Source organism: Paenibacillus xerothermodurans (assembly GCF_002220865.2).
Classification (GTDB): domain Bacteria; phylum Bacillota; class Bacilli; order Paenibacillales; family NBRC-103111; genus Paenibacillus_S; species Paenibacillus_S xerothermodurans.
In genome coordinates, this window is the sequence record NZ_NHRJ02000001.1 from 212,878 (window position 1) to 237,359 (window position 24,482).

23 protein-coding genes are annotated in these 24,482 nt (G+C 48.5%); all 23 read right to left on the reverse strand.

The features are described 5' to 3' along the window. Positions 1-185: 185 nt before the first annotated feature. The 23 genes from CBW46_RS00930 to dapA all read right to left on the reverse strand — a co-directional run bounded on the left by CBW46_RS00930 (position 186) and on the right by dapA (position 24,451). Positions 186-1,130, reverse strand: a complete 945-nt coding sequence (locus CBW46_RS00930) for a dipeptidase (protein ID WP_089198150.1) — start codon at positions 1,128-1,130, stop codon at positions 186-188. Between the two features lie 94 nt (positions 1,131-1,224). Beyond that, positions 1,225-1,485 carry a stage V sporulation protein S gene (locus tag CBW46_RS00935; RefSeq protein ID WP_006036664.1) on the reverse strand — a complete coding sequence of 87 codons (261 nt, stop codon included), beginning with the start codon at positions 1,483-1,485 and terminating at the stop codon, positions 1,225-1,227. Between the two features lie 207 nt (positions 1,486-1,692). Then, positions 1,693-2,487, reverse strand: coding sequence for a TIGR00282 family metallophosphoesterase (locus CBW46_RS00940; RefSeq protein ID WP_089198151.1), 795 nt, complete (start codon positions 2,485-2,487; stop codon positions 1,693-1,695). A gap of 86 nt (positions 2,488-2,573) precedes the next feature. Next, complete coding sequence (gene rny, locus CBW46_RS00945; protein WP_089198152.1) at positions 2,574-4,121, reverse strand: ribonuclease Y; 1,548 nt, start codon at positions 4,119-4,121, stop codon at positions 2,574-2,576. 288 nt (positions 4,122-4,409) lie between these two features. Beyond that, the gene (locus tag CBW46_RS00950) at positions 4,410-5,111 is read right to left on the reverse strand and encodes a RecX family transcriptional regulator (protein WP_243633125.1); all 702 of its coding nucleotides are present in this window, start codon (positions 5,109-5,111) and stop codon (positions 4,410-4,412) included. Between the two features lie 64 nt (positions 5,112-5,175). Further along, positions 5,176-6,222: a recombinase RecA gene (gene recA / locus CBW46_RS00955; RefSeq protein ID WP_089198153.1), complete on the reverse strand. Its 1,047-nt coding sequence runs from the start codon at positions 6,220-6,222 to the stop codon at positions 5,176-5,178. 179 nt (positions 6,223-6,401) lie between these two features. Then, complete coding sequence (locus tag CBW46_RS00960; protein WP_089198636.1) at positions 6,402-7,655, reverse strand: competence/damage-inducible protein A; 1,254 nt, start codon at positions 7,653-7,655, stop codon at positions 6,402-6,404. A gap of 56 nt (positions 7,656-7,711) precedes the next feature. Further along, positions 7,712-8,299, reverse strand: coding sequence for a CDP-diacylglycerol--glycerol-3-phosphate 3-phosphatidyltransferase (gene pgsA / locus CBW46_RS00965; RefSeq protein ID WP_089198154.1), 588 nt, complete (start codon positions 8,297-8,299; stop codon positions 7,712-7,714). Then, a complete protein-coding gene (rimO, locus tag CBW46_RS00970) occupies positions 8,296-9,624 on the reverse strand; it encodes a 30S ribosomal protein S12 methylthiotransferase RimO (protein WP_089198155.1) in 1,329 nt (442 codons plus the stop codon). Before rimO ends, pgsA begins: the two co-directional genes overlap by 4 nt. Before the next feature lie 135 nt (positions 9,625-9,759). Continuing rightward, on the reverse strand, positions 9,760-10,251 hold the full coding sequence (locus CBW46_RS00975) for a YajQ family cyclic di-GMP-binding protein (protein ID WP_089198156.1): 492 nt from the start codon (positions 10,249-10,251) through the stop codon (positions 9,760-9,762). Between the two features lie 94 nt (positions 10,252-10,345). Beyond that, complete coding sequence (locus CBW46_RS00980; RefSeq protein ID WP_089198157.1) at positions 10,346-11,200, reverse strand: helix-turn-helix domain-containing protein; 855 nt, start codon at positions 11,198-11,200, stop codon at positions 10,346-10,348. 35 nt (positions 11,201-11,235) lie between these two features. Continuing rightward, positions 11,236-12,000, reverse strand: a complete 765-nt coding sequence (locus tag CBW46_RS00985) for a DUF3388 domain-containing protein (protein WP_089198158.1) — start codon at positions 11,998-12,000, stop codon at positions 11,236-11,238. Between the two features lie 106 nt (positions 12,001-12,106). Further along, entirely contained in the window at positions 12,107-12,934 is an 828-nt protein-coding gene (locus tag CBW46_RS00990) for a hypothetical protein (protein ID WP_089198159.1), read from the reverse strand. Between the two features lie 257 nt (positions 12,935-13,191). Beyond that, positions 13,192-13,455 (reverse strand): DUF3243 domain-containing protein, encoded by a 264-nt coding sequence (locus CBW46_RS00995; protein ID WP_089198160.1) that lies wholly within the window; start codon positions 13,453-13,455, stop codon positions 13,192-13,194. Positions 13,456-13,531: 76 nt separating this feature from the next. Beyond that, positions 13,532-14,290: an elongation factor P 5-aminopentanone reductase gene (ymfI, locus tag CBW46_RS01000; RefSeq protein ID WP_089198161.1), complete on the reverse strand. Its 759-nt coding sequence runs from the start codon at positions 14,288-14,290 to the stop codon at positions 13,532-13,534. After that, positions 14,287-15,573: an EF-P 5-aminopentanol modification-associated protein YfmH gene (gene yfmH, locus CBW46_RS01005; RefSeq protein ID WP_089198162.1), complete on the reverse strand. Its 1,287-nt coding sequence runs from the start codon at positions 15,571-15,573 to the stop codon at positions 14,287-14,289. The genes ymfI and yfmH overlap by 4 nt, the downstream gene beginning before the upstream one ends. A 3-nt stretch (positions 15,574-15,576) precedes the next feature. After that, complete coding sequence (yfmF, locus tag CBW46_RS01010; protein ID WP_089198163.1) at positions 15,577-16,860, reverse strand: EF-P 5-aminopentanol modification-associated protein YfmF; 1,284 nt, start codon at positions 16,858-16,860, stop codon at positions 15,577-15,579. Between the two features lie 87 nt (positions 16,861-16,947). Next, positions 16,948-17,718: a spore cortex-lytic enzyme gene (gene sleB / locus CBW46_RS01015; protein WP_089198164.1), complete on the reverse strand. Its 771-nt coding sequence runs from the start codon at positions 17,716-17,718 to the stop codon at positions 16,948-16,950. A gap of 171 nt (positions 17,719-17,889) precedes the next feature. Next, complete coding sequence (locus tag CBW46_RS01020) at positions 17,890-20,388, reverse strand: FtsK/SpoIIIE family DNA translocase (RefSeq protein ID WP_089198165.1); 2,499 nt, start codon at positions 20,386-20,388, stop codon at positions 17,890-17,892. Positions 20,389-20,466: 78 nt separating this feature from the next. Further along, the gene (locus CBW46_RS01025) at positions 20,467-20,685 is read right to left on the reverse strand and encodes a YlzJ-like family protein (protein WP_089198166.1); all 219 of its coding nucleotides are present in this window, start codon (positions 20,683-20,685) and stop codon (positions 20,467-20,469) included. Continuing rightward, the gene (locus CBW46_RS01030) at positions 20,682-21,515 is read right to left on the reverse strand and encodes a ClpP family protease (protein WP_089198167.1); all 834 of its coding nucleotides are present in this window, start codon (positions 21,513-21,515) and stop codon (positions 20,682-20,684) included. Before CBW46_RS01030 ends, CBW46_RS01025 begins: the two co-directional genes overlap by 4 nt. A gap of 188 nt (positions 21,516-21,703) precedes the next feature. Continuing rightward, the gene (locus CBW46_RS01035; protein WP_089198168.1) at positions 21,704-23,380 is read right to left on the reverse strand and encodes a ribonuclease J; all 1,677 of its coding nucleotides are present in this window, start codon (positions 23,378-23,380) and stop codon (positions 21,704-21,706) included. A gap of 195 nt (positions 23,381-23,575) precedes the next feature. Next, the gene (gene dapA / locus CBW46_RS01040) at positions 23,576-24,451 is read right to left on the reverse strand and encodes a 4-hydroxy-tetrahydrodipicolinate synthase (RefSeq protein ID WP_089198169.1); all 876 of its coding nucleotides are present in this window, start codon (positions 24,449-24,451) and stop codon (positions 23,576-23,578) included. Positions 24,452-24,482 lie beyond the last annotated feature (31 nt).

Here is a 24,482-nt window from a genome sequence, read left to right on the forward strand (position 1 = left end):
ATCAACTTATGTTCAAAGAAATTTAATAAATAGATAAAAAATTTCTTTCAGTTGTCATCCAAATTTTATGTTTTTAAGCACGAAAAAGCAAGTGTTTTGCACAATTTGAAAGATAGTAATTTTAGATGATATTCATATCGATTTGAGATGGTTCAGCTAATAGATATCTTTTAGCAAGATAAACGTTAATCCAACGGCAGATTGTCTAGCAGAAATCTATACCAATTGCCATGCGTGATGTTAGCAACGGTTTCATCCTTGTAATATTTACCCAATTCGTGCACTAGATTACCGAATTGTCCGGCATGCTCCAGTCCGGGAATGTGTTTGTCGACTCCATCGAAATCCGAGCCAAGCACTACATGCTGCTCTCCACCCAACGCACAAATATGATCAATATGTTTGATTAATTGTGCAATCGAACCCGCCCCTTTATCGCTAACAAACCAAGGCACGAACGTCGCCCCTATTCGTCCGTCCTTCTCAATGAGCACCCTGATTTGATCATCTGACAAGTTTCTAGGATGTCGGCAGATGGCCGCCGTATTTGAATGCGTTGCCACAAAAGGTTTGGTTGAAATCGCAGCGACGTCCCAAAATGATCTGGTAGAGAGATGCGACACGTCCAATATCATTCCCAGCTGGTTGCATTGCGTAACAAAGCTTTTGCCACGGAGAGATAATCCGCCTTGTCTAGGTTCTAATATTCCATCCCCCGCCCAGTTGGCGTAGTTCCAAGTGATACCGATCATTCTCACACCGAGATGAAACAGCGTTTCCGTGTACAGCGGATTACCTTGAATGGCGTCACCGCCTTCCAAACATAGGATGCCTCCGATGGTTCTTCCGTTCATTACGTTGACCAGATCGGATTGGTTGCGAACTACCGCTAGTTTCCCAGGTTTGACCAGTTTCCGATAGAAAATATTTATATATTCCATGTAATGTTCGAATTGCGGCTGGGTGATAAGTTCCGATAAGTAAATAGCAAAACATTGCAGCTTTACCCCGGATTGGACCAGTCGTGCATAATTGACGTCGAGCAGCGTCTGCTGAGGATTATAAAAATCAATCGCAGGGTTCTCGTACATCCTCCACAAAGCATCGCAATGGCCGTCGATAATATTCATGCGTTCTTCCAACCCCCGCCCGTCATTTTTTGCATAAAAAAACCCTGTCTACAGCGTAAACAGGCGTTCTTCTAACGCGCAATGAAGCACTTAACTACCTCGGCTCCACAATGAGCTTAATGGCCGTCCGATCCTCTCCATCAATCACGATGTCTGTGAATGCTGGTATGCATATCAAATCTACCCCACTGGGAGCCACAAATCCTCGAGCAATCGCGACCGCTTTAATAGCTTGGTTCAAAGCTCCGGCGCCGATCGCCTGCAGCTCTGCTCCCCCGCGTTCGCGCAAAACCCCGGCTAATGCGCCAGCTACGGAGTTTGGATTGGACTTTGCTGAAACTTTTAATACATCCATGAAAAGTACCTCCTCGGGAATGATGGATTGCTTCCAGTACTATTCATATTCTAGGAATTTGCTGTTAATTCCTTCTTCCCGAAGATCTAGTTTTCTCATGATTTAGAATCATCAGACGATTATAAAATCGCAGCTGCCGCTCCAGCCGATGTTGTTAGTAATATACAATAGACTATGATCAGAACTATCCCATAATACCGGCCGAGGTTACTCGAACAGCAGTTGGTCTTCCTCCATCCGGATCAATTGAATTTTCGTGCCCAGTCCAGTGTCAGGATCCAAGTCGATGCTCACCGCGTGAAAATGCCATTTTCCCTCGTCAACCACAAAGCGGACCGGCAGCTGCGTTTGGAATTTCTGCAGCACTGCCCTTTTTTCCATACCGAGAATACCGTTCTGGGGACCGACCATGCCCACGTCGGTAACATAAGCCGTACCGGAAGGCAGAATTCGCTCGTCATGTGTTTGCACGTGAGTGTGAGTACCCACCACTGCGGACACTCTTCCGTCCAGATGCCAGCCCATAGCAAGCTTCTCCGATGTAGCTTCTGCATGAAAATCAACCAGTGTGAATTTGTGCTTTTTCTTTTGCGCTGCCAGTATCCCGTCTACTTTCTCGAACGGACAGTCAAGTGGCGGGAGAAACGTCCGACCTTGCAAATTAATCAGCAGCAGCTCCTTATCTTTAACTTTAATGGTCGTATATCCTCTGCCCGGTGTACCATTCGGGAAATTTGCAGGCCTCACCATACGCTCTTCGCCGTCGATGAAGTCAAATATTTCTTTTTGATCCCATGTGTGATTTCCCATAGTAATCCCATGCACGCCTAGCTCAAACATCTCTTTGGCTATCGCTGCCGTGATTCCTCTGCCCGCCGCAGCATTCTCTCCGTTAGCTATAACGATGGTTGGGTTGTATTTCGCTGTTAGCCGCGGCAAACAAGCCTTTAGCGCCTTTCGCCCGACAGAACCGACGATGTCGCCGATGAATAACACTCTCATGTGATGCTTCCCCTCTCTTGGACTTACACAAACCTAAAAGAAAAGTGGCTTATTCAGCCACTTTTCTTGTTATTGTGTGCTACCTGCTATTTAGCGTATTCGACCGCGCGCGTTTCGCGAATCACGGTAACCTTGATGTGCCCCGGATAATCGAGTTCACTTTCAATTTTCTTGGTAATGTCGCGTGCCAATCGGAATGCTTCCGTGTCGTCAACTTTTTCAGGCTGAACCATTACACGTACTTCGCGTCCTGCTTGAATTGCGTAAGATTTCTCAACGCCCTCGAACGACTCGGAAATACCCTCGAGTTTTTCAAGACGCCTGATGTAAGTCTCAAGCGTTTCGCGTCGTGCACCCGGTCGAGCTGCGGACAATGCATCTGCCGCGCCTACGAGCATTGCGATGACGGATGTCGCCTCACAATCTCCATGATGAGATGCGATGCTGTTGATCACTACCGGATGTTCTTTGTACTTCTTAGCAATTTCCACGCCAATTTCAACATGTGAGCCCTCGACCTCATGATCCAGAGCTTTACCGATGTCATGCAGGAGACCGGCACGCTTCGCCAATGTCACGTCTACCCCGAGTTCTCCCGCCATCAGCCCTGTCAAATAGGCTACTTCCATTGAATGCTTTAATACATTTTGTCCGTAACTGGTTCTAAATTTCAGCCTGCCCAGTATCTTGATCAAATCTGGGTGCAGGCCATGCACGCCGGTTTCGAACGTCGCTTGCTCCCCGTACTCACGAATGCGCTCATCCACTTCCTTGCGGGATTTCTCGACCATTTCTTCAATTCGAGCGGGATGAATACGGCCGTCCGCTACCAGTTTTTCAAGCGAAGTGCGGGCGATTTCCCGACGAATAGGGTCAAATCCGGATAGAATCACGGCTTCTGGGGTATCGTCAATAATAAGATCAATTCCCGTCAACGTTTCCAAGGCTCTGATGTTTCTGCCTTCTCTACCGATGATGCGGCCTTTCATTTCTTCATTAGGTAGTGCCACCACGGAGACGGTGGTTTCGGCCACGTGATCGGCGGCACATCTTTGGATGGCTAACGTGATGATTTCACGAGCCTTCTTGTCTCCTTCTTCTTTCGCCTGTTGTTCGATCTCTTTGATCAATTGGGCGGTTTCGTGACGCACTTCTTGCTCTACGTTAGTGAGGATAATTTGCTTAGCATCCTCCATAGTAAGTGCGGAAATCCGCTCAAGCTCTGCAACTTGATTTCTGTAAATCTCGTCAATTTGCGCTTGAGTTTCTTCAATTCTTTTCTCTTTGTTGGCGACCTGCTCTTCTTTCTTCTCCAGAGATTCTAATTTTTTATCCAGCGATTCCTCTTTTTGCAACAAACGTCTCTCTTGTCGTTGTGTTTCATTTCGACGGTCACGTATGTCTTTTTCAGCTTCGGTTCGGAGCTTGTGAATTTCATCCTTTGCCTCCAGAACCGCTTCTTTCTTCAGTGCCTCTGCCTCTTTGCTTGCACTTTCCTTGATCTGCTGGGCAGCGTGCTCGGCACTCGAAATCTTCGCTTCTGCAATGGATTTGCGGATAAAATAACCAATCCCTAAGCATATCGCACCAACAACGAGAATAATTAAGATCCAGATGACCGGATTGGTAGGCATCCAGTTCACCTCCTCGTTGTTTCTCCAAGGGGTAAGCTTGGGACAGTATGGTTTTTAATCCGTTTTACAAGCATAAGAAAAGTAAAAATTGGCGATTTTACTTTATGAATACTCCTGGTCAGGCATGGCAGGAATATCCTGTGTATAAAAATATACATGATTATTTTATCTTTTGTCGAAGAAGCTTGTCAAGGTGTCTTGGGCAGAAATGATTCCCTACTGCCGGTATGTGGTTGCTCAATGGAGCAAATCGGCGTTAATGCCGCTAATATTTAATGTATTAAATGATCAGTTCAAATAGTCGTCGAACCCTGCTGCACCCGCTTCATCCACGCTGTCACCCAACTGTCTCATCACCCGTGATATGATGTCCGAGCTATAACCTCGCCTCTGCAGCAGTGCTATCGTCTTTCTTTTCAACTTAAGTTGGTCAGCATCTCCCTCGCTCCGATATTTCTTAGATGCCAGATCGAACGCGCTGCGAAACTCTACTTCGACGTCGACTTGATCGAGAGCATGATTGATCTGTTCCGGCTTTAAGCCTTTGTGCAGGAGTTCTTGCTTCACCCACTGCCTGCCCTTCCTTTGAGAGCCGATGCGCTGGTGCGTCAGCTGCTCGGCGAACAAGGTGTCATTTACGTATTGCTCAGCTCGGAGTCTTTCCAAGCTAGCCTCTACAATAGCCGCGTCATATCCCTTCTGTTTAAGACGAAACGCAAGCTCATGCTCGGAACGTAGTCTGATCGACAACAGCCTGACTGCATCCAGATAGGCCTGCTGACGCTCCTGTGCTTGTGCGATCTGACGCATCTCAGCGGTGCTGATGCGCGCGCCTTTGATGAGTCTATATTTGATTAACACGTCCTCATGCAGAGAGAATGCGAATTGATCATCAACGTACAAGTTGTACCGGTCCTTAGACCTTGTCTGCCGTTCGACCTTGGTTATCAGTCCGTGCTGCTGCTGCTCACTTGTCATGTTGGCCCCCATAAGTCAAAGGCACCTCATACCGTTAGATAAAAGGTGCCTCTCAACCAGCTTATTTAGATACCACTTATTCAAATAGTGCTGCTTCCTCATCCTCATCGTTATCAAGAAGATCGGCACCGGAAGCTGTAGTCAAATTGCTGTTCTCTCGGATTTTATCCTCGATTACCTGCGTGATCTGCGGATTTTCTTTCAGAAACTGTTTGGCGTTCTCGCGGCCTTGTCCCAAACGATCGTTATTGAATGAATACCATGCACCGCTCTTCTGCACGATATCCATTTCCGTACCGATGTCAATGATGCTGCCTTCTTTAGAAATTCCTTCGCCGTACATGATGTCGATCTCCGCCTGTTTGAACGGCGGAGCGACCTTGTTTTTAACCACCTTAATACGGGTACGGTTACCAACCATATCGTTGCCTTGCTTTATCGTTTCGATGCGGCGTACATCCAACCGGATAGTTGAATAAAACTTCAATGCGCGTCCACCCGGCGTTGTTTCCGGGTTGCCGAACATCACTCCAACTTTCTCACGCAGCTGGTTGATAAAAATGGCGATAACCTTGGATTTGTTGATCGCACCTGATAGCTTACGCAACGCTTGTGACATAAGACGAGCCTGTAAGCCCACGTGGGAATCTCCCATCTCGCCTTCGATTTCGGCCTTCGGCACCAGCGCGGCGACCGAGTCGACAACGATAATGTCCACCGCTCCGCTGCGAACAAGCGCTTCAGCAATTTCCAGCGCCTGTTCCCCCGTGTCGGGCTGGGATAACAGTAGATCGTCGATGTTGATGCCCAGTTTGCTGGCATAAAGCGGGTCCAATGCGTGCTCAGCATCTATAAATGCGGCTTGTCCCCCTGCTTTCTGCACCTCCGCTATCGCGTGAAGCGCGACTGTTGTCTTACCGGATGATTCCGGGCCATATACTTCTATAATTCTACCACGCGGAAAGCCGCCGATGCCAAGCGCAATATCAAGAGCCAAAGAACCGCTCGGAATAGTTTCAACCTGCATATGGGTGGATTCACCCAGCTTCATAATGGAGCCTTTGCCAAATTGTTTCTCAATTTGACGAAGGGCACTTTCAAGGGCTGCACGCCGATCTGCCAAAATAGTCACTTCCCTTTTTTCAATTGGATAATTACATGATAACTGGTTTTGTATCACTTGCCAAGTATGATGTACGAACATACATTCGATTCAAGATCAAAAGAAAAACCGTAACTCAGCGAATTCGACTCGTTACGGTGCTTCCGTAAAACTATTATATAACAAATCATGCACGGTTTTCAACCATTATTTGATAGAACCTTCCAAAGTTGGTACAGCGCACTCTTGACCGACCGCAGCTTGATCGCGTCCCGATTCCCGGACAACTGCAAGCGCTCCACGAGTGTGCTTCCTCCTTTACGCGCCAGTCCAATATACACAAGCCCGACAGGCTTCCCCTCCGACGGTTCGGGTCCGGCCACCCCCGTGATGGCTACCGCATAGTCTGTATCTGCCCGAAGACGCATCTGTTCGGCCAAAATCAGTGCGGTTTCGCCGCTCACAGCGCCTGGCGCGTGTTCGCCTTCCAACAAATCCATAGGCACATTCAGAAGCCCATGCTTCACCTCGTTGGAGTAACAAACAATCCCCCCTCTATACACGGCTGAACTGCCGGGCACGGAGGTGAGCAAGTGGCTGAACAGCCCGCCCGAGCAGCTCTCTGCCGCGGCGAGAAGCTTGTTTTTCTGTTTGAGCAGTTGTACGATTGCCTCCTCCAATGTTACATCATCCGCAGCGTAGATGTGGTGTCCGAGCCTGCTGCGAATCTGCTGTTCCACCGGATTCAGTTTGCGATCGGCGTCATCCCGGGAGCCAGCTCGGGTCGTCAGCCGAATGGCGACCTCGCCCTCCTTAGCGTACGGCGCAATCGTAGGATCCGTTTGCGCCTCGATCAAATCCAGTAATTCATGTTCTAAAGATGACTCGCCAATTCCGGCAAATTTCAGCATCCTTGAGTACAGAGGAGAGACATGATGCAGCTTGGAGGAAATCCAGGGAGCCGCATACTTCTCAAACATCGGTTTCATCTCTTTGGGAGGGCCAGGCAGAAGTACATAATGGGTTTGATCGTGTGTCAGCGCTACGCCGACAGCCAGACCCGTGTCATTGGTTAGAGGGTCGCTGTTCTCAAGCATAAGGGCCTGTCTACGGTTGCTCTCTACCATATGAATACCGCGCTTTCTAAACATCTCATCCATTTTATCCAATGACGGCTGATGCACCACCAAAGGCCTGCCGACAAACGCAGCAAGAGCATCTTTAGTCAGATCGTCCTGGGTCGGTCCGAGGCCGCCTGTGCAAATTATCAAATCTGCACGGCTTTTTGCTGTTTCTAATGCTGCTGTCAAGCGGGCCGAATTGTCTCCGACTACCGTTTGAAAGTACACGCTCACTCCAAGATCGGCGCATGCTTGGGATAAAAATTGTGCATTCGTGTTCAGAATCTGGCCCAGCAAAAGCTCGGTACCTATTGCGATAATCTCAGCCCTCATGGTCATTACTGCATCTCCTCCACTCCGAATATAGAACAAAAACAATAGGAAATCTGCTACTGTTTCTGTTCATTGAAATTGATTACATGCTTATTTTTCATGAAATAATCTAATCCAGAGTATATCGTTATAATGGCAGCAACCCAGCTCGCCACAATGTCAAAGCGGAAGTTGATGAATGCGAATGGAAAATTGTTAATCAACAGCGCGATAATTGCGGTGATTTGAGTTGCAGTCTTCCACTTTCCCCATTTGCTCGCCGCAATAACATGCCCTTCCAGCAGAGCAATCTGTCTTAAGCCTGTCACGGCGAACTCGCGACTAATAATTACTATGGCGATCCAGGCTCCCACCTTGCCCATCTCCACCAAGGAAACGAGCACAGCTGAAACCAGAAGCTTGTCTGCCAACGGGTCGAGCAGCTTACCCAGATTAGAGACCAGCTTTCGCTTGCGGGCGATATACCCATCCAAGCTATCAGTGCTGGCCGCCACAATAAATATTAATGCTGCAATAATTTGATTATACGTAATGCTAAACTGTTCAATGCGAATGTGCGGAAACTTCACATTCACCAGCAGAAAAAACATTATAATCGGGACAAGAAAGATCCTCGCCAAGGTAATCCTGTTGGCCAGGTTCATGCCACAACCTCCCCAGACAAATCAAACTCGAACGAGTGGGAGATGCGGACTTTGACGACTTCCCCGATTTTAAGCTGGGCACCCGATACGAATACCTCACCATCTATCTCCGGCGCGTCATACTGTGAACGTCCGATATACATATCGTTACGGCCGTCATATTTCTCAATTAACACATCTACTACCTCTCCGATCCGGTTGCCATTGCGAATATTTGAAATCTCACGTTGAATCTCCATCAGCGTGTTTGCTCTATACTCCTTAACGTCATCGGCAATTTGGTCCGGCAATCGGGAAGCAGGTGTATCTTGCTCTTGTGAATAAGCGAACACACCCAAGCGATCAAACTGGACCTCACGGATAAACTGTTTGAGGTTCTCGAAATCCTCCTCCGTTTCACCGGGAAAACCGACGATAAGAGAGGTGCGCAGGCAAACATTCGGAATTTTCGCACGGATTTTGTCAATCAGCGCACGAGCATTCTGCTGTCTGCCAGGTCTTCTCATTCTCTTGAGGATTCTGTCTTCACTATGCTGCAGAGGCATATCTACATACTTACACACCTTGGGATTATTGGCGATGGTGTCGATTAACTCGTCTGTGAAAAATCCAGGGTAAGCATAGTGCAGACGTACCCATTCCACCCCAGGCACCTCGGATATTTTGTTCAGTAACGTAGGCAGCATGAAACTATCGTACAGATCTGTACCGTAATTGGTCGAATCCTGAGCGATCAGGCTGATCTCTCGTACTCCCTGGGAGGCTAGATGTTCTACCTCTTCAATGATAGATTCCATGCTTCTACTTCGGAAGCTTCCACGCATAATTGGGATACTGCAGAAAGTGCAGGCATTATCGCAGCCTTCAGCGATTTTGACATACGCCGTGTACCTGGGTGTAGTGACCTGGCGCGGAAGTGATTTGTCATAATTGAAAATGGGGTTCCCTACCAAAATCGGTTTTTTTCCAGCTAAAGCCTCGTCGATGATGTCGTTTATTTTATCAAAATCACCGGTGCCCACGATTCCATCGATCTCTGGCATTTCGTTCATTAGCTCTTCTTTATAGCGCTGTGTCAGACATCCGGATACGATCAACGCTTTCAACTGGCCGGTTTGCTTCAAATCAGCCATATCTAATATTGTGTTCACCGATTCTTCTTTTGCCGCGTCGATGAAACCACAAGTATTGACTATGATTACCGTTGCATCTTCTTTGTTGCTGACCAGCTCGTAGCCACGTCCAAACACCAACCCGGACATAATTTCGGAATCTACGAGATTTTTCTCGCATCCCAACGTAACTACTTTAACTCGCTCTGTCATGTAGCTTAGCCTCCATCTTTCACCGTGCCGATTTTATTATCAAGTATAATACACCGAATTGAAACGTGTCAAAAAAAGAACCCTTGGAGCGCAGCCCTGCTGTCCCCAAGGTTACATCACCGCATCATACGACACTCAACGGAAATTTAAGAACTGTAATTCCAGCGGCAGATCTGCTTTACGAAGCAGTTGCATCACCTGCTGCAAATCGTCCTTGCTCTTGCCTGTCACCCGTATTTGATCGCCCTGTATTTGACTTTTTACTTTCAGCTTCGAGTCTCGAATCAAAACGTTGATCTTCTTCGCGTTGTCCTGATCGATACCCTGTCTTAGCTTGATTCTTTGTCGTACCGTGGAACCCGCTCCGGCTTCCACTTTGCTATACTCTAAATTTTTCAGAGCGATGCCGCGCTTCGCCATTTTGGAATGCAGGATGTCCAACACGTTTGTGAGCTTAAAATCATCATCCGACACAATGACAAGCTCTTCCTTTTCCAGTTCGATCTTGCTCTTGCTGTTTTTGAAGTCAAAGCGGGTAGCTATTTCTTTCTCGGCCTGGTTGATTGCATTGTTTAATTCTTGCATGTCCAGCTTGGACACAATATCGAAAGAACTTTCCGAACTCATGTCTACACTTCCTTTTTATTCATAATTCTTGACTAATATTAAAATACCATAACAAACACCCTCAGCCAAGGCAAAGGGTGTGTTGTTTCGGGTGCTATGCCTTTATCAAATCGAACTGAACCCGCTTGGGATTCGCTTCGGTCCCTAAATTAATAACAGTACCGTTCACAGTGAGTTCTACAGCGTTCGCGCGGCCAAAATTCATGTCAGCAGTGGCTGGCACTTCCCAGGTTTGGGTTACACCGTGGTCAAAGCTGCCGTATGCGAGCCGCTCTTTCTTTGCACCGAGGGAATGCACGGATATCCAACACGCTTCCCCGGTCACTTTAGCTTGTATCATTAACTTATCGGCGTTTTTAACCGTGTAAAAATCCTTGCCGCCTTGACTTTTCACAAGTTTCACTTCCGCTGCGGGAGCAGTGACGGGCGCCGGTGCAGGAGCCGCTTGCGTGTCAGGCTGCGGAGCCGAATAAGTTGCGTCAGTAATGTCCGCCGCCGGCGCAGGCTCTATTTTATCGGTGACGCGAGTGGGTTCCTCGTTCGGATTGGCATCTGTCTGATCACCGCTATATGTCGTATTGATATAGTAATAAATGATCCCCATAATGAGAACTACGAACGCTATCATCATAACAGTGGAAGCCCACCGGCCGATTTTCTCAGTGTTGCGTGAAGTTCGTTTGCTGCGTACCGGCTCAACGTGCTCGACCGCCGGGCCAGGATTCACGCTTTTATACATCTGCAGCACTTCTGTCGGGTCCAACCCGACCGCCTCTGAATAGGTCTTAATAAACGCCCTGACATAAAAAGCTCCCGGCAGTATTTTATAATTGCCTTCCTCGATCGCTTCCAGATAACGTTTGCGAATTTTTGTCGTTTCTTGTAAATCCTCAAGCGATATTTTTCGTTCCAGTCGTGCTTTTTTAAGTATTTGACCAAGTTCGGACATGTTCTCACCCCTTTCAGCTGCACGTGATGTTGTATTTAATAATCGTTAAAACCGTTGGTCAATGTCTCATAAGTAATTTCTTCGTCGGGTGTGGAGCGCAGTTCCACTATGTAGTCAAAATGCTCATATGTATACTCAGACTCTCGAATAAAAATATCCGGATGCTCGATTACTTTGGTCGATGGCATAGACATAATGTCCTGCAGTAACGAGTAGTGTTTTTCATTCGACCGAAATGTAGACACGATCCCATCGATGATGAACACATTATTCGGCGACATTTCATCCTCTGACAGCTGGCTGCGAACGGTTTGCCGCAGCAGCGTCGAGGAAACAAACGTCCAGCGTTTATTCGAGCACACACTTCCCGCAATAATCGACTCCGTTTTGCCGACACGGGGCATACCTCGCAGCCCTATGACATGATTTCCTTCGCGTTTGAAAATTTCACCGAGGAAGTCCACGAGCAGTCCTAATTCGTCACGGGTAAACCGAAACGTTTTCCGGTCATCCGAATCTCTTTCAATATAGCGTCCGTGCCGCACGGCCAAAATATCCACCAGCTTCGGCTCGCGAAGTGCAGTCACAGTGATGTTATCCACTTTCTTTAACATCTTACCCATCAATGCGATTTTTTCATCGTCATTGGTTTGTAGAAGCATGCCGCGTGTCCGATCCTCCACCCCATTGATCGTGACTATATTAATATCAAGCATCCCCATCAGGGATGCGACATCTCCTAACAGGCCCGGGCGATTTTTGTGTATTCGGTATTCCATATACCACTGCTTGGTCTCCATTGTTTGCACCTCGTGTGATGTTAAGTGCCCATCTGATAATTTTTAGACATAGTACGAAATTATTCTCCAACATTCGATAAAATCCTGCTCGGCAAGGTCAAAAAAGTTACTCAGGCTTGCTAACAGTTATTTCCTCCAAGTTATACTGCGTAACACCGGGCGTCCAACCGCCTTGAATGTATCCAAGTAATCTAGAGAAAATGATTTCCCACTGCAAATTGACCGTGGTTGAAGCCATGTTCATGATTGGAACGTGGAGCGACTTCATCCGTTGAAGCAGGGAGTCCTGCAATGGCGAATACACCACAATCCAGTCCGGTCGCTGCTGCCTTACTCGAGCTTGAAATTCGGAATACCAGCCTTCAGCATCTGACAATGATATATGCTCAGCTTCTTCCGATGGAGCCCAAAGCGAAGGAATTGGGTTATTGGATTGTGTCACCCACTCTATCGTTTTGCCGATCACCTGCTGCTGTTTTACCCACTCCTGCCACTGGGTTTCCATAAAGCCGGGGCCCGTTTGCTTCCACATAATTTGAGATGAGTCCAGCGCCATCGGCACGGTCACAGAGTCGTCCAGTAAGATCCATTTTTGTTCAGCCAAATTGACCGCGGCACCGGCCGCCTGACGGGCGAGATCACTTCCTATGACAATCACATAGTCATACGGTGCTGACAGTATATTAGAAATAGCCTGCTGATCGATTGCACCAACTGATTGCATCCATTCAAAAGCGATATGCTGCGTGTTCCTCCACTGGGTTAGATTTTTCTGGATGATAGCAGCTGACTCCGGCGGCAACCCCTGTTTAGTGATCACAAGTAATGAATGCTTCTTTTGCAAGAGTGCAGGATCAATTTCTGGAATATTTTTACCACAGCCAGTTAACAGTAAGATGGAAACAAATAACAAATAAAACGCGCGTTTCACCATAATAAAACATCTTCCAGCCTTTCACGATTTAGTCATTTAAGTATATCATGAAAAGCATAGAAAAGCCTCCTGCTAGAGGAGGCTTTCATAGCGTCAAGAATTTCTGCAAGATCTGGCGGGCGGACGACCAAGCCCAGCCGGCACTGGAGGAGCAGAAGTGTCACTTATTATCCCGCTCATCCGAGCAGCACTTTCTCGACAAGATGAGGCCTCCTACACAGAGGCCCGACGGTATGTGTAAAAAAGGCAATTAGAAGTCACACGGTTTGTTGTGCAGGTGTGACAAGCTTCACCATCAGACGCGCGATGGTTTTCTGCTCTTCCTGATTCGCCACATCCCACAGTTGCTTTAAGACGCGTTCTTGGCTGTTTTCCGCGTCCACATTCTTGGCTAGAAAATCTCCGATTTCCACAGCCAGTTTGTTAATGGTCTCTTCCTTCATCCCCGACTGTTCCGCTTGCTGTACACGCTCATTCAAAAACTCTTTCCAGCGGTCGAATACGTTCAACACTGTTGCCATATTTGGGTAAGCCTCCTTTATTGAAGTACACTACGCTTACTAATGTTCGCAAAAAGGAGGCAAATTATGCAGACCGTCAGGTGAGCCAGCCGCCGTTGGGGCTGATTATTTGACCTGTGATATAGCCTGATTCCGGCAATGCCAGAAAATAAACTAAGGATGCAATCTCGTTCGGATGTGCAAAACGGCCGGCCGGGATCTCCTGCTCAATGGCTTCTTTTTCCGCCGAATTGAAGTTGCCCATCATGTCAGTATCAACAGCGCCGGGAGCAACGGCATTCACTGTTACGCCCGAGGGAGCCAGCTCTTTTGCGAGAGCTTTCGTGAAAGCGTTGATCCCGCCTTTGGCGGTTGAATAAATGACTTCACAGGAGGCGCCGGATATCCCCCAGATGGATGACACATTAATAATACGACCATATTTCTCGCTGATCATAGACTGCATGAAATGCTGTGTGGTGAGAAACGTCCCCTTGAGATTGACGCTCATTACATCGTCCCATTGTTCCTCACTAACATCAGAGAGCAGACCGTAATGAGCGATGCCGGCATTATTCACTAGTATATCCGGGACCATATCGTGCTGCTGCAATTTCTCATGCAGTCTCACGATTTGCTCTTTGCTGCGTAAATCCGCCGTGGCCGTGAGTACTTTGGCGCCATGCTGCATACAGGTGCGTGCGGTTTCGTTCGCCGCTTCATGTGACTGCAAATAATGGATAACCACGTTCATGCCAACGGAAGCAAACCGCTCCGCTATTGCTGCACCGATACCTCGGCTGCCGCCGGTGACGAGTACCGTCTGCTCCGGGAACGGCCGGTGGGTCCCACTCATCCTTGTTCACTTCTTACGATGGAAGCAGCCAATTGATTCCAATTAAAATGTTCACGGAGGCGCGCGTTAACGTCGTCTAAAGTCATTCGTTCGTACACCGGCAATATATCGAACAAATCGATGTCCTTAAAACGGTACTTCGTGAATTCATTCGCGATGGCTTCCGGGGAATTCAACTGGCGCAAAAACCCGCCGATTTTCTTCTTACGGCTGCGCTCAAAGTCATCATTGTTCACGCCCTGCTCCTTCACCGCGTCAATTTCTTCACGTACTGTTGCGATCAACCGCTCAGGATCCTTTGTGTCCCCGCCTATGACCGAGAACGCATAGTTTTCACCGATATTGTATTCACTGCCAAAATTGTCTGATATCAGCTGCTCATCATACAGCTTTTGATAGATGTCCGAGCTTGGGCTGAGCAGGACGTCCAGCAACACGCGCATAGTTAATTCCCTCTTCAACATGCCATTGCCCGCCGCGGTCTGCTCAGGCTCCTTGCAGCCGAACAAGCATTTGGGGAGGGATACGGGCAGCACCGCCACTTTTTCCCGCTGCTTCACGGAAGGCGGCTCCTCCTCGAAGTGCCGCTGGATGGCCCCTTGCGGTTTATAATCTTTACCCGCTTGGTTTTTCTTCACCAATTCCAATATTTCCTCTGGCTTGACACCGCCCACCACGAACAAATTCATATTACTTGGGTGGTAAAACGTATTGTAACAATCGTACAACAGTTCCTTTGTGATGCGTGAAATGGATTCTATCGTGCCTGCTATATCAATTTGAATTGGATGCTTGTGATACATCGTCTCAATTAGCCCAAAATACGCCCGCCAGTCCGGATTGTCCTGATACATCTTGATCTCTTGACCGATGATCCCCTTTTCCTTCTCCACACTTTCCTCCGTAAAATGAGGTTTTTGCACGAAGTTCAACAGCGTCACCAGATTTTCGTGGATATGCTCGGTCGCTGAAAACAGATAAGCGGTTCGGTCAAAGCTGGTAAATGCATTCGCTGATGCGCCGCGTGCCGCAAATTGTGAGAAGACGTCACCTGTCGGTTCCTCGAACATTTTGTGCTCCAGAAAATGAGCGATGCCGTCGGGAACCTTTATGTCCTCACCGCCTGCCACCTGGAAGTGATTGTCCATCGAACCGTATTTGGTGGAAAAGGTGGCGTAAGTTTTAGCAAACCCTTCTTTCGGCAACACGTACACGGATAATCCGTTGGGCAGCTGCTCGCTGTACAGCGTTTCTTTTACATGGGGATACGGTATCTCCTTCATGTGTTATTCTCCCCCTTTACGATCGCGCAAAAAATAAATGGTATCAAGCTGGACTTTTTCGGCCGCGGCTTGGATCTGCTCTTTTGACACGGTGTTCACTTCCTCAATCAGAGAAGGCACAGTTCTTTCCACACCGGCCAGTATATTATTGAAATCAAAAGCGATTATCTCGAAGGCCGAATCCTGCAGCTCACGAAGATGTCCCGAAATCATCGCTTTCGTTTGCTGCATTTCCATGTCGTTGATGTCACCCGCCTGTAGTGCATCCAACTGCTTACGGATGATGTCAACCGCTTTGTCATAATTATCGATCTCGATGCCGGATTGAATAGTCAATATGCCTTTGTGGCCGTCGAACCGGGACGATGCATAATAGGCGAGACTTGCTTTTTCACGGACATTGGTGAACAGCTTGGAGTGCGGGTAGCCGCCCAGGATGCCATTGTACATCAGCATCGTCGGATATGCCTGATCCGCATAAGTTGTGTGGGCACGTAAACCCATGTTGAGCTTGCCTTGATTCACATCAATTTTTTCAACGACCACTTTCACATCCTCGACTGCGCGGTGCTCTGGCCTGGTGGTATATGCACCAGCAGCTTGTCGATCTACCCCGAAGCTGGCCTCCACGATGGGCATCACCTGCTTCAGTGTAGTGTGTCCCACCACGTATACGTCGATTGGCGAGGTGTGCAACCACTGTTGAAAACGATCATACAGCTCGTTTGCTGTGATAGCCTGCAGCGCCGGAATGTTGCCAAGCGGGTGCAGCCGGTATGGTTCATGTTTGCACATTTCTTCGATACACCGCTCGGCGGCATATCTAATTTTATCGTTTACGATAGCTTCAATGCGCTTCTGCAGGGTGACTTTTTCAGATTCAACATATTTTTGTACGAAGCGGCCGTCTTCCTTTGCCGGATTGGTGATGGCCTCGCCTGCAAAGCGCATGCCTTGTTCCAGTAAGGATTCAGCACTATTCACAAATTGATCTTCGATCAGATCCATTCTAAATTGCACCATCTGATAGTCGCCGCGCTTGTAAATATCAAAGCCGAAGCCAGCGCCATATAAATCATCCAGCCGTTCTCTGAACTTTTGAGTTTCCGGATACGCCTGCGATCCACGGCGCAGCACAAAAGGACTGAATGCGGTGGAAGTCACGGTTTCCTCCTGCAAAGGAGTGCCGATATAAACCGACACAGCGTAAGTTTTAAACTGATCCGTGGGCAGCACATGCACACGTATATTTCGAACGCTGCCGCGCTCAAATTGAATGTTTTTCAACGGGACACTGCTCCTTTCTCTCTTCAAGTACCATTATATTCCTTGAGAAACAGAAGAAGCAACCGCAAGGGTTACTTCCAAGAAACGTTATCTGCAGAAAATGTGCCTTCCTATTTGTTTCACCTGTGGTCTGGACCAGATCCACTCCGACGTGGCGGTTACCGGGTTGAAATAGTATATGCATCCGCCCGATGGGTCCCAACCATTCAGTGCATCCTGCACCGCTCTCTCCGCTGTCGCATTAGGCTCCAGCCAAATTTGGCCGTCGGCGACTGCGGTGAATGCGCCGGGCTGGAATATAACACCCGACGGCGTGTTCGGAAAAGCCGGAGAATTCACCCGGTTTAAAATAACCGCCGCTACCGCTACTTGACCGATGTATGGCTCACCCCGAGCCTCTCCATACACCGCGTTGGCCATAATCCGCAAGTCCTGCGCGGATAATCCACGCTGGCTGGAAGGCGCCATATTCCCGGCAGCTGGCGCTCCTCCTCCACCACCGCCCGCAGCTCCACCTTGCGCCGGTTCAGCGGCGGTCGGACGATAATTTTTTGTAGCTTCCCACAATCTCAGCTTGGTGCGATCTCCCGCGATGCCGTCCACGTCCAGACCGAATTCGGATTGAAACCATTTCACGGATCTTAATGTGTTATACCCGAAATCGCCGTCCACATCCCCATGATAGAAGCCCAAAAATTTGAGACGCCCTTGCAACTCATACACATCTCTACCTGTCGCTCCATATTGGAGGTCAGCTTCGGTGAATGTTTGCTCTGAGCCAAAGTAATGTTTGATCTCATAACAGGAAAATAGGACAAGCACCAAGCACAACGTAACATACACTAAACGTTTGTTCATTTATCTCTACGCACCTTTCCCACATCCATTTTGGCAACCTTTTTAAAGTTATTATGAGAAAGGCAGAACGCTTCTATTCATACAAATCTGGATACAATAGGTCCGGACCGACAACTGCGAAAAGAGCATGCCGGAAGCCGGCATGCTCGTGATTGAAAAACCCGTAATTTTCTACGAGCTCATTCGCGCTTGATATTGTTCCATCGATACCAGTACCTCGCGCGGTTTACTGCCCTCGTATGGGCCAACGATACCTTTTGCTTCCATCGTATCGATCAACCGGGCCGCCCTCGTGTAGCCTACCCGCATGCGCCGCTGTAATAAGGACACCGACGCTTGCTTGGCTTCGAGAATAATTTGCACCGCCTGATCGTACAATTCATCTTCAAATTGCTCCTGGGTGTCAGACTGCTCCTCAATTTGAGGCACCATGTCTTCAACATACTTGGCCTCACCCTGCGTACGCACGTAATTCACCACCGACTCGACTTCGTTGTCGGAGAGAAATGCGCCCTGTACGCGCACCGGTTTGGACGCACCCATAGGCAGGTACAGCATGTCTCCACGTCCCAGCAGTTTCTCCGCCCCAGCCATATCGAGGATGGTACGGGAATCGACCTGGGAGGAAACACCGAACGCAATTCTGGAAGGGATGTTCGCCTTGATAACCCCCGTGATAACGTCCACAGAAGGCCGCTGTGTGGCGATGATCAAATGGATGCCTGCGGCCCGGGCCATTTGTGCCAGCCTGCATATCGCGTCCTCCACGTCGTTGGCCGCCACCATCATCAAATCTGCCAACTCATCGACGATGACGACAATGTAAGGCAGCGGCGGTCCGGACTGAGTTTCCAGCAGCATCGCATTGTAACCCTCCATGTTTCTTGTCCCGCTCTTGGAAAAGAGCTCATATCTCTTTTCCATCTCAAGCACGATTTTTTTCAGCGCCAACGACGCACGCCGCGGATCGGTCACGACCGGAGCAAGCAGATGCGGTATGCCATTATATACGTTCAACTCCACCATTTTGGGATCGATCATAAGAAATTTAACTTCATCCGGCTTGGCTTTATACAACACGCTAGTAATGATGCCATTTATGCACACAGATTTACCGGAGCCCGTAGCTCCAGCGACAAGTAAGTGCGGCATCCGCGCCAGATTCCCAATGATCGGCTGACCCGAGATGTCACGACCTAGCGTGATAGACAGCCTGGAGCTCGACTCCTGAAAAGCGGTGCTTTCCATCACTTCGCGCATGGTGACAATGGCGACCTCGGTGTTAGGCACTTCAATTCCAATAGCGGATTTACCAGGAATCGGTGCTTCCATCCGAATATCCTTAGCCGCTAGAGCTAGAGCGATGTCATCTGTGAGGCTGACGATGCGGCTAACTTTAACCCCAACATCCGGTTGAATCTCGTATCTAGTGACCGACGGCCCCCTTACGACCTCCAACACTTTGGCTTTGACGCCAAAGCTTTCGAGAGTGGCTTCCAGCTTTCTAGCTACCGCTTTGTAGTCGAGCGAATCGGCACCTTTAGATTTGTTAGGTTTGGACAACAAATTCAATGATGGCATCTCGTACGGTATGTTGACCGGCTGATCACTGATATTGAATTCATCCACCGCCGTATTTTGCGGCTCAGACTGTACGGATGATGAGGAACCGCTTTTTGCTGCCGACTCTGAGGTGCGTGCACTCTGCGTCGTTTCCAATTGCACATGCTCTTGGAAATCCCGGATCACGGGAATGAGCGGGTCATTCTGGTCTTCACTGTGGTGAGCAGTCCGCTCGTGTGCCTGGGGGAAGCCGGCGTGCGCAGAGCCTCCAGCCTGCTCGTCCGCTTCCGGCTGTGACTGCTTTCGCTGCTTCGGTTGAAGCAACTCAACAAATACAGACCGCTTTTTATCACCTTTTTTGGTGCGCTCTGGCTCAGGCTGCAGCGTCTCGTCATCGAATTCGCTGTCAGTAGATACGTATGGTGTCTCCGCCGACTTCCTTTGCGTTGAACCGGATGTGCTTCTTTTTCTGCGTGCCGACATCTTCCGCTGTATGTATTGACCTAGCATCGATTGGGAAAACGACTTGCGCCCCTGCATTTTTTGCAAAATGTCCCCAATGGAGATACCCGTCAGGAGCAGAAAGCCAGCTATAAACAACATATACTGAATGAGCTTTGCACCGATATTGGCGAACAAAAAGTACAATAAAGCGTACATTGTCGCGCCCAGCATGCCGCCGCCCACTTCATTTACTAAAATAGATCGCCCTTTGTCCGTGGACTGCAGCCCTTCCACCATGCTGCCCCAAGACTGGCTTAAAATAATTCCGGCGGTGAAGTTGCCTTTAGGAAAGAGCTTCTCGAATAAGCCCATATGACTCATAATTAACAACGATAACACCATCAACAGGAGGCCCGCTTTACGGGAGGTTCTCCAAACAGGCCATTGTCGTTTGACCATAACGTACAACCCTACATAAATAAACACCAGCGGTATGATGAAATCGTAATAACCGATCAGAAATCGGAATAAATAGGTCAGCGCCCGAGCCACCTTGCCTTCCCGGGACAAAGCTATGACCGATAACGTCAATATAATGATTCCATACAACTCATATTTTAAATTTGTTTTCATAGTTTTGGCTTTCTTGCTTGCCCTCGCCAAACGGCTCACCCCCAAGAACAAATTATACCATACTTTGGGGGCAAGCTTAATATTGGTGGAAAAATCAGCCTAGGCCGCTCAAATCACAGGTTGAAACTGAATAATTGTGCCTGGGCTGTGCGCGGGGTTCAGGAAATCTTGCGGATTACAGCTAAGAAGTCTAACTATGGTCGCTTGTCTGGCGTTGATTGGCTGAACTTCCATAGTGACACCATTTATCACAACCTCGACGCTCGTAGCTGCCATCTGATCCATGCCATCCAACACAACATCCAACGGCAAAACGGTGTGAATCATTGCATCACCGCCCGACCGTTCATCATCCTGCGCTCTCCGATTTGCCGATTCAGCTCTCTGAGCGCGTCTGCCACGCCGCCAACCATGTTAATTAAGCCGTATTTCACTGCGTCAGCCCCGATCACAGTGGTCCCAACGTCTCTTGTCAGCTCACCAGTCTTAAACATCAGCTCCTTGAGCTTCTCTTCGCTGACTTGGGAATGCCGGACAATAAAGCGGATCACACGTTCCTGCATCTTGTCCAAATATTCAAAGGTTTGTGGCACACCTATCACAAGCCCGTTCAGCCGGATCGGGTGAATGGTCATCGTGGCAGTTTCAGCGATAATGGAATAATTCGAAGCCACCGCTATCGGTACACCAATAGAATGCCCTCCACCCAGCACCAGTGTTACCGTGGGTTTTGACATCGTTGCGAGCATTTCCGCTATCGCCAGACCTGCCTCCACGTCGCCTCCCACCGTATTCAAGATCACAAGCACCCCTTCTACGTGCGGGTTCTGCTCCGCTGCCACCAACTGCGGAATTGTATGCTCATATTTGGTCGTTTTATTTTGCGGCGGAAGCACCATATGGCCTTCGACCTGACCGATGATAGTCATACAAAATATGTTGCTTTCTGTTGCAGGCGCATTTGTGATACCCAAGGTCTGGATGGCATCAACCACTGGGCTCCGTCCTGCCGCTTCTGGTCCGACGCCCGGCAGCGGACCGCCCGGATTCTGTACACCTGGATGGGGTGCTCCTGGCTGGGGCGCCCCCGGTTGTGGGCCTGGCTGTTGATTGGTTGGCTGTTGCGTTCCTGGCTGCTGCTGTGTGAAATCAGTCATCGTTACTTCCCCCTTCGTCCTATTGATTATCCCTCCTAGTATGGTTCACCATTGCAAATATATGCAAAAAACCGCCTACGCCAGACAGAGAATTTCTGTCGGCACAGACGGTTCGTTGCTTGTGGTAATGATAGAAACTACAAGCTATTTTATCAATGTTACAAGTGAGTTTGACTGGTGGTTTATGATCAAACTTCCATGATGATCGGAAGGATCATAGGTCTTCTTCTGGTTTGTTCATATAAAAATCGTCCAAGTGCGTCTTTCACGTGGGTTTTTAACGAGGCCCACTCGTTTACGTTCTCGTTCATTAAGCGGTTCAGCGTGCTGCTCACAATCCTGTTTGCTTCATCCAATAGGCCTTCAGATTCTCTCACATAGACGAAACCTCTGGAAATAATATCAGGCCCGGATAGAATCGCACCGTCTTGTTTGCTAAGCGTCACCACTACAACCAGAATACCATCCTGAGATAGAAGCTTGCGGTCCCGCAGAACAATGTTCCCTACATCGCCTACGCCCAAGCCGTCAATTAATATGTTACCCGCAGTAACTTTGGAACCTTTGCGTGCTACGCCGTCTTGAATTTCTACGGTTTCGCCGTTGTCGACAATAAAGATATCTTCTTTGGCGATACCAACGGATTCAGCAAGCAATCCATGTTGACGCAGCATCCGGTACTCCCCGTGAATCGGGATAAAATACTTCGGTTTCATCAAATTCAACATCAACTTCAGCTCTTCTTGACTTCCGTGGCCAGACACGTGCACCCCTGTGATCGAACCAGGCCCGTATATGACATTCGCACCAATTCTCATCAATTCGTCGACCGTTCTACCCACATAGCGCTCATTACCTGGGATTGGTGTCGCCGCTATGATGACCGTGTCACCCGGCAAGATATCGACCTTGCGGTGTGTAGAACGTGCCATACGGGTCAGAGCCGACATTGGCTCCCCTTGGCTTCCTGTCGAGAGAATGGCGACGCGATCAGCGGCCAACTTGTTCACTTCTTCCGGTTCGATCAGCATACCGTCCGGTATCCGCAAATAACCCAATTCGCTGGCGATGGTGACTACATTCACCATGCTGCGTCCGACAACTACCAGTTTTCTGCGGGTTATTTCACATGCGTCGATGACCTGCTGGATACGATGAATGTTAGAAGCAAAAGTTGCAATGATAACACGCTGTTTCGCCTTTCTGAACACATCCTCTATTTCCGCGCCAACACTGCGTTCAGAACCGGTAGATCCTGGCCGTTCTGCATTGGTACTGTCAGACAGCAGTGCTAGAACTCCCCTTCTGCCGATCGCTGCCATCTCGTGAATATCAGCGTACTGTTCATTCACCGGAGTCTGATCAAATTTGAAGTCGCCTGTATGGACAACGTTGCCTTCCGGGGTTTGCAAGCATACCCCAACAGAATCCGGAATACTATGGTTGGTTTTGAAGAACGTAGCCTTCATGCATCCCAACGTCAGCTCCGTCTCTGACGAGATCAGGATGCGCTTGGTCTCTCCCAATAAGTTAGCTTCCTTCAGCTTGGTCTCAATCAACCCAAGAGTCAGCTTGGTACCGTATACAGGAACATTCAGAAACTTCAGCACGTAAGGCAGGCCGCCGATATGATCCTCATGCCCGTGAGTGATGATGATCCCTCTCACTTTATCCCGGTTTTCCGTTAAATAAGTAATGTCCGGAATGACTATATCGATTCCCAGCATATCCTCTTCGGGAAACTTGAGCCCGCAGTCAATAACAACGATGTCATTGGCATACTGGACTACATACATATTTTTTCCGATTTCGCCCACGCCGCCCAGGGCAAAAATCGAAAGCTTATCTATATTCTTCTTAGACAATGAAAAATACCTCCTATTTAAAATTGACGACGAATTTTTGTATGAACCACAAATACCTAATACCAAAAACCGCACCAGTCACTTATCACCATTATACATGATTAAAAACTGCAATTACAAGTTCACTGAATACATCCTCATTGTTCCCAAAAAAAGAAAACCGATGCTAATAGAAAGCACCGATTTCCGATCATCTCAGTCAAACAATGATTCAATGAATCGTCCTTCTTCCTCGGTAACATTCATTAGCGGTAATCTAAGCCCGCCGGCGTCGATCCCTCTGATGCGCAAAGCATGCTTAACCGGAGCAGGGTTCGGTACCCGATGCGGGCAAAAAAACAATCCCTTGAAAATCGGATGGAGTTTCGAATGCATTTGCGCTGCAGCCCGAACATCACCTTGCAGGTAACAGTCTATCATAGTCTTCATATCTTTTCCAATAACATGGCTTGCCACGCTGATAACGCCATGGGCACCGATAGCAAGTGCCGGCAGAGTCATGTTATCTTCGCCGCTGTATACGCGGAAGCCGTCGGCCGCCCCGGCTACAATTTCTGTGAGCTGATCGAGATCGGCGCATTCTTTGGTAGCGACGATGTTATCGATTTGAGACAGTCGAATGGTAGTATCCGCGTCGACATTTACACCTGTACGGCCCGGTACGTTGTAAATAATGCACGGAATAGACACGGCTTCAGCGACCGCCGTATAATGCTGGTACAAGCCCTCTTGCGAAGGACGATTATAGTACGGTGCGACCAACAGCAAGCCGTCCACGCCCAATTTTTCGGCTTCCTTCGACAGATGTACGGTGTGAGCAGTGTCGTTGCTCCCAGTGCCTGCGATGATTTTGCAGCGTCCGTTAGCATGTTTCACCGCGAACTCAAACATTTTAAGCTTTTCTTCCTCGGTCAGCGTGGGAGATTCACCTGTCGTTCCGCAGATGACCAAGCTGTCATTGGATTGTTCCTCAATTAAATAATCCATTAAGTTAGCAGCTTGATTCCAATCGATTTTCATTTCGGAATCAAACGGCGTTACCATCGCCGCAATTAATCGTCCGTAATCCACGACCTACTCCTCCTACTTGTTTTGTTGTGAC

What these genes read in the sequence shown, in the direction of transcription:
- CBW46_RS00930 (WP_089198150.1), bottom strand. Translation starts at nt 1,130, where the DNA reads ATGAATATTATCGACGGCCATTGCGATGCTTTGTGGAGGATGTACGAG.
- CBW46_RS00935 (WP_006036664.1), bottom strand. Translation starts at nt 1,485, where the DNA reads ATGGATGTATTAAAAGTTTCAGCAAAGTCCAATCCAAACTCCGTAGCT.
- CBW46_RS00940 (WP_089198151.1), bottom strand. Translation starts at nt 2,487, where the DNA reads ATGAGAGTGTTATTCATCGGCGACATCGTCGGTTCTGTCGGGCGAAAG.
- rny (WP_089198152.1), bottom strand. Translation starts at nt 4,121, where the DNA reads ATGCCTACCAATCCGGTCATCTGGATCTTAATTATTCTCGTTGTTGGT.
- CBW46_RS00950 (WP_243633125.1), bottom strand. Translation starts at nt 5,111, where the DNA reads ATGGGGGCCAACATGACAAGTGAGCAGCAGCAGCACGGACTGATAACC.
- CBW46_RS00960 (WP_089198636.1), bottom strand. Translation starts at nt 7,655, where the DNA reads ATGAGGGCTGAGATTATCGCAATAGGTACCGAGCTTTTGCTGGGCCAG.
- pgsA (WP_089198154.1), bottom strand. Translation starts at nt 8,299, where the DNA reads ATGAACCTGGCCAACAGGATTACCTTGGCGAGGATCTTTCTTGTCCCG.
- rimO (WP_089198155.1), bottom strand. Translation starts at nt 9,624, where the DNA reads ATGACAGAGCGAGTTAAAGTAGTTACGTTGGGATGCGAGAAAAATCTC.
- CBW46_RS00975 (WP_089198156.1), bottom strand. Translation starts at nt 10,251, where the DNA reads ATGAGTTCGGAAAGTTCTTTCGATATTGTGTCCAAGCTGGACATGCAA.
- CBW46_RS00980 (WP_089198157.1), bottom strand. Translation starts at nt 11,200, where the DNA reads ATGTCCGAACTTGGTCAAATACTTAAAAAAGCACGACTGGAACGAAAA.
- CBW46_RS00985 (WP_089198158.1), bottom strand. Translation starts at nt 12,000, where the DNA reads ATGGAGACCAAGCAGTGGTATATGGAATACCGAATACACAAAAATCGC.
- CBW46_RS00990 (WP_089198159.1), bottom strand. Translation starts at nt 12,934, where the DNA reads ATGGTGAAACGCGCGTTTTATTTGTTATTTGTTTCCATCTTACTGTTA.
- CBW46_RS00995 (WP_089198160.1), bottom strand. Translation starts at nt 13,455, where the DNA reads ATGGCAACAGTGTTGAACGTATTCGACCGCTGGAAAGAGTTTTTGAAT.
- ymfI (WP_089198161.1), bottom strand. Translation starts at nt 14,290, where the DNA reads ATGAGTGGGACCCACCGGCCGTTCCCGGAGCAGACGGTACTCGTCACC.
- yfmH (WP_089198162.1), bottom strand. Translation starts at nt 15,573, where the DNA reads ATGAAGGAGATACCGTATCCCCATGTAAAAGAAACGCTGTACAGCGAG.
- sleB (WP_089198164.1), bottom strand. Translation starts at nt 17,718, where the DNA reads ATGAACAAACGTTTAGTGTATGTTACGTTGTGCTTGGTGCTTGTCCTA.
- CBW46_RS01025 (WP_089198166.1), bottom strand. Translation starts at nt 20,685, where the DNA reads ATGATTCACACCGTTTTGCCGTTGGATGTTGTGTTGGATGGCATGGAT.
- CBW46_RS01030 (WP_089198167.1), bottom strand. Translation starts at nt 21,515, where the DNA reads ATGACTGATTTCACACAGCAGCAGCCAGGAACGCAACAGCCAACCAAT.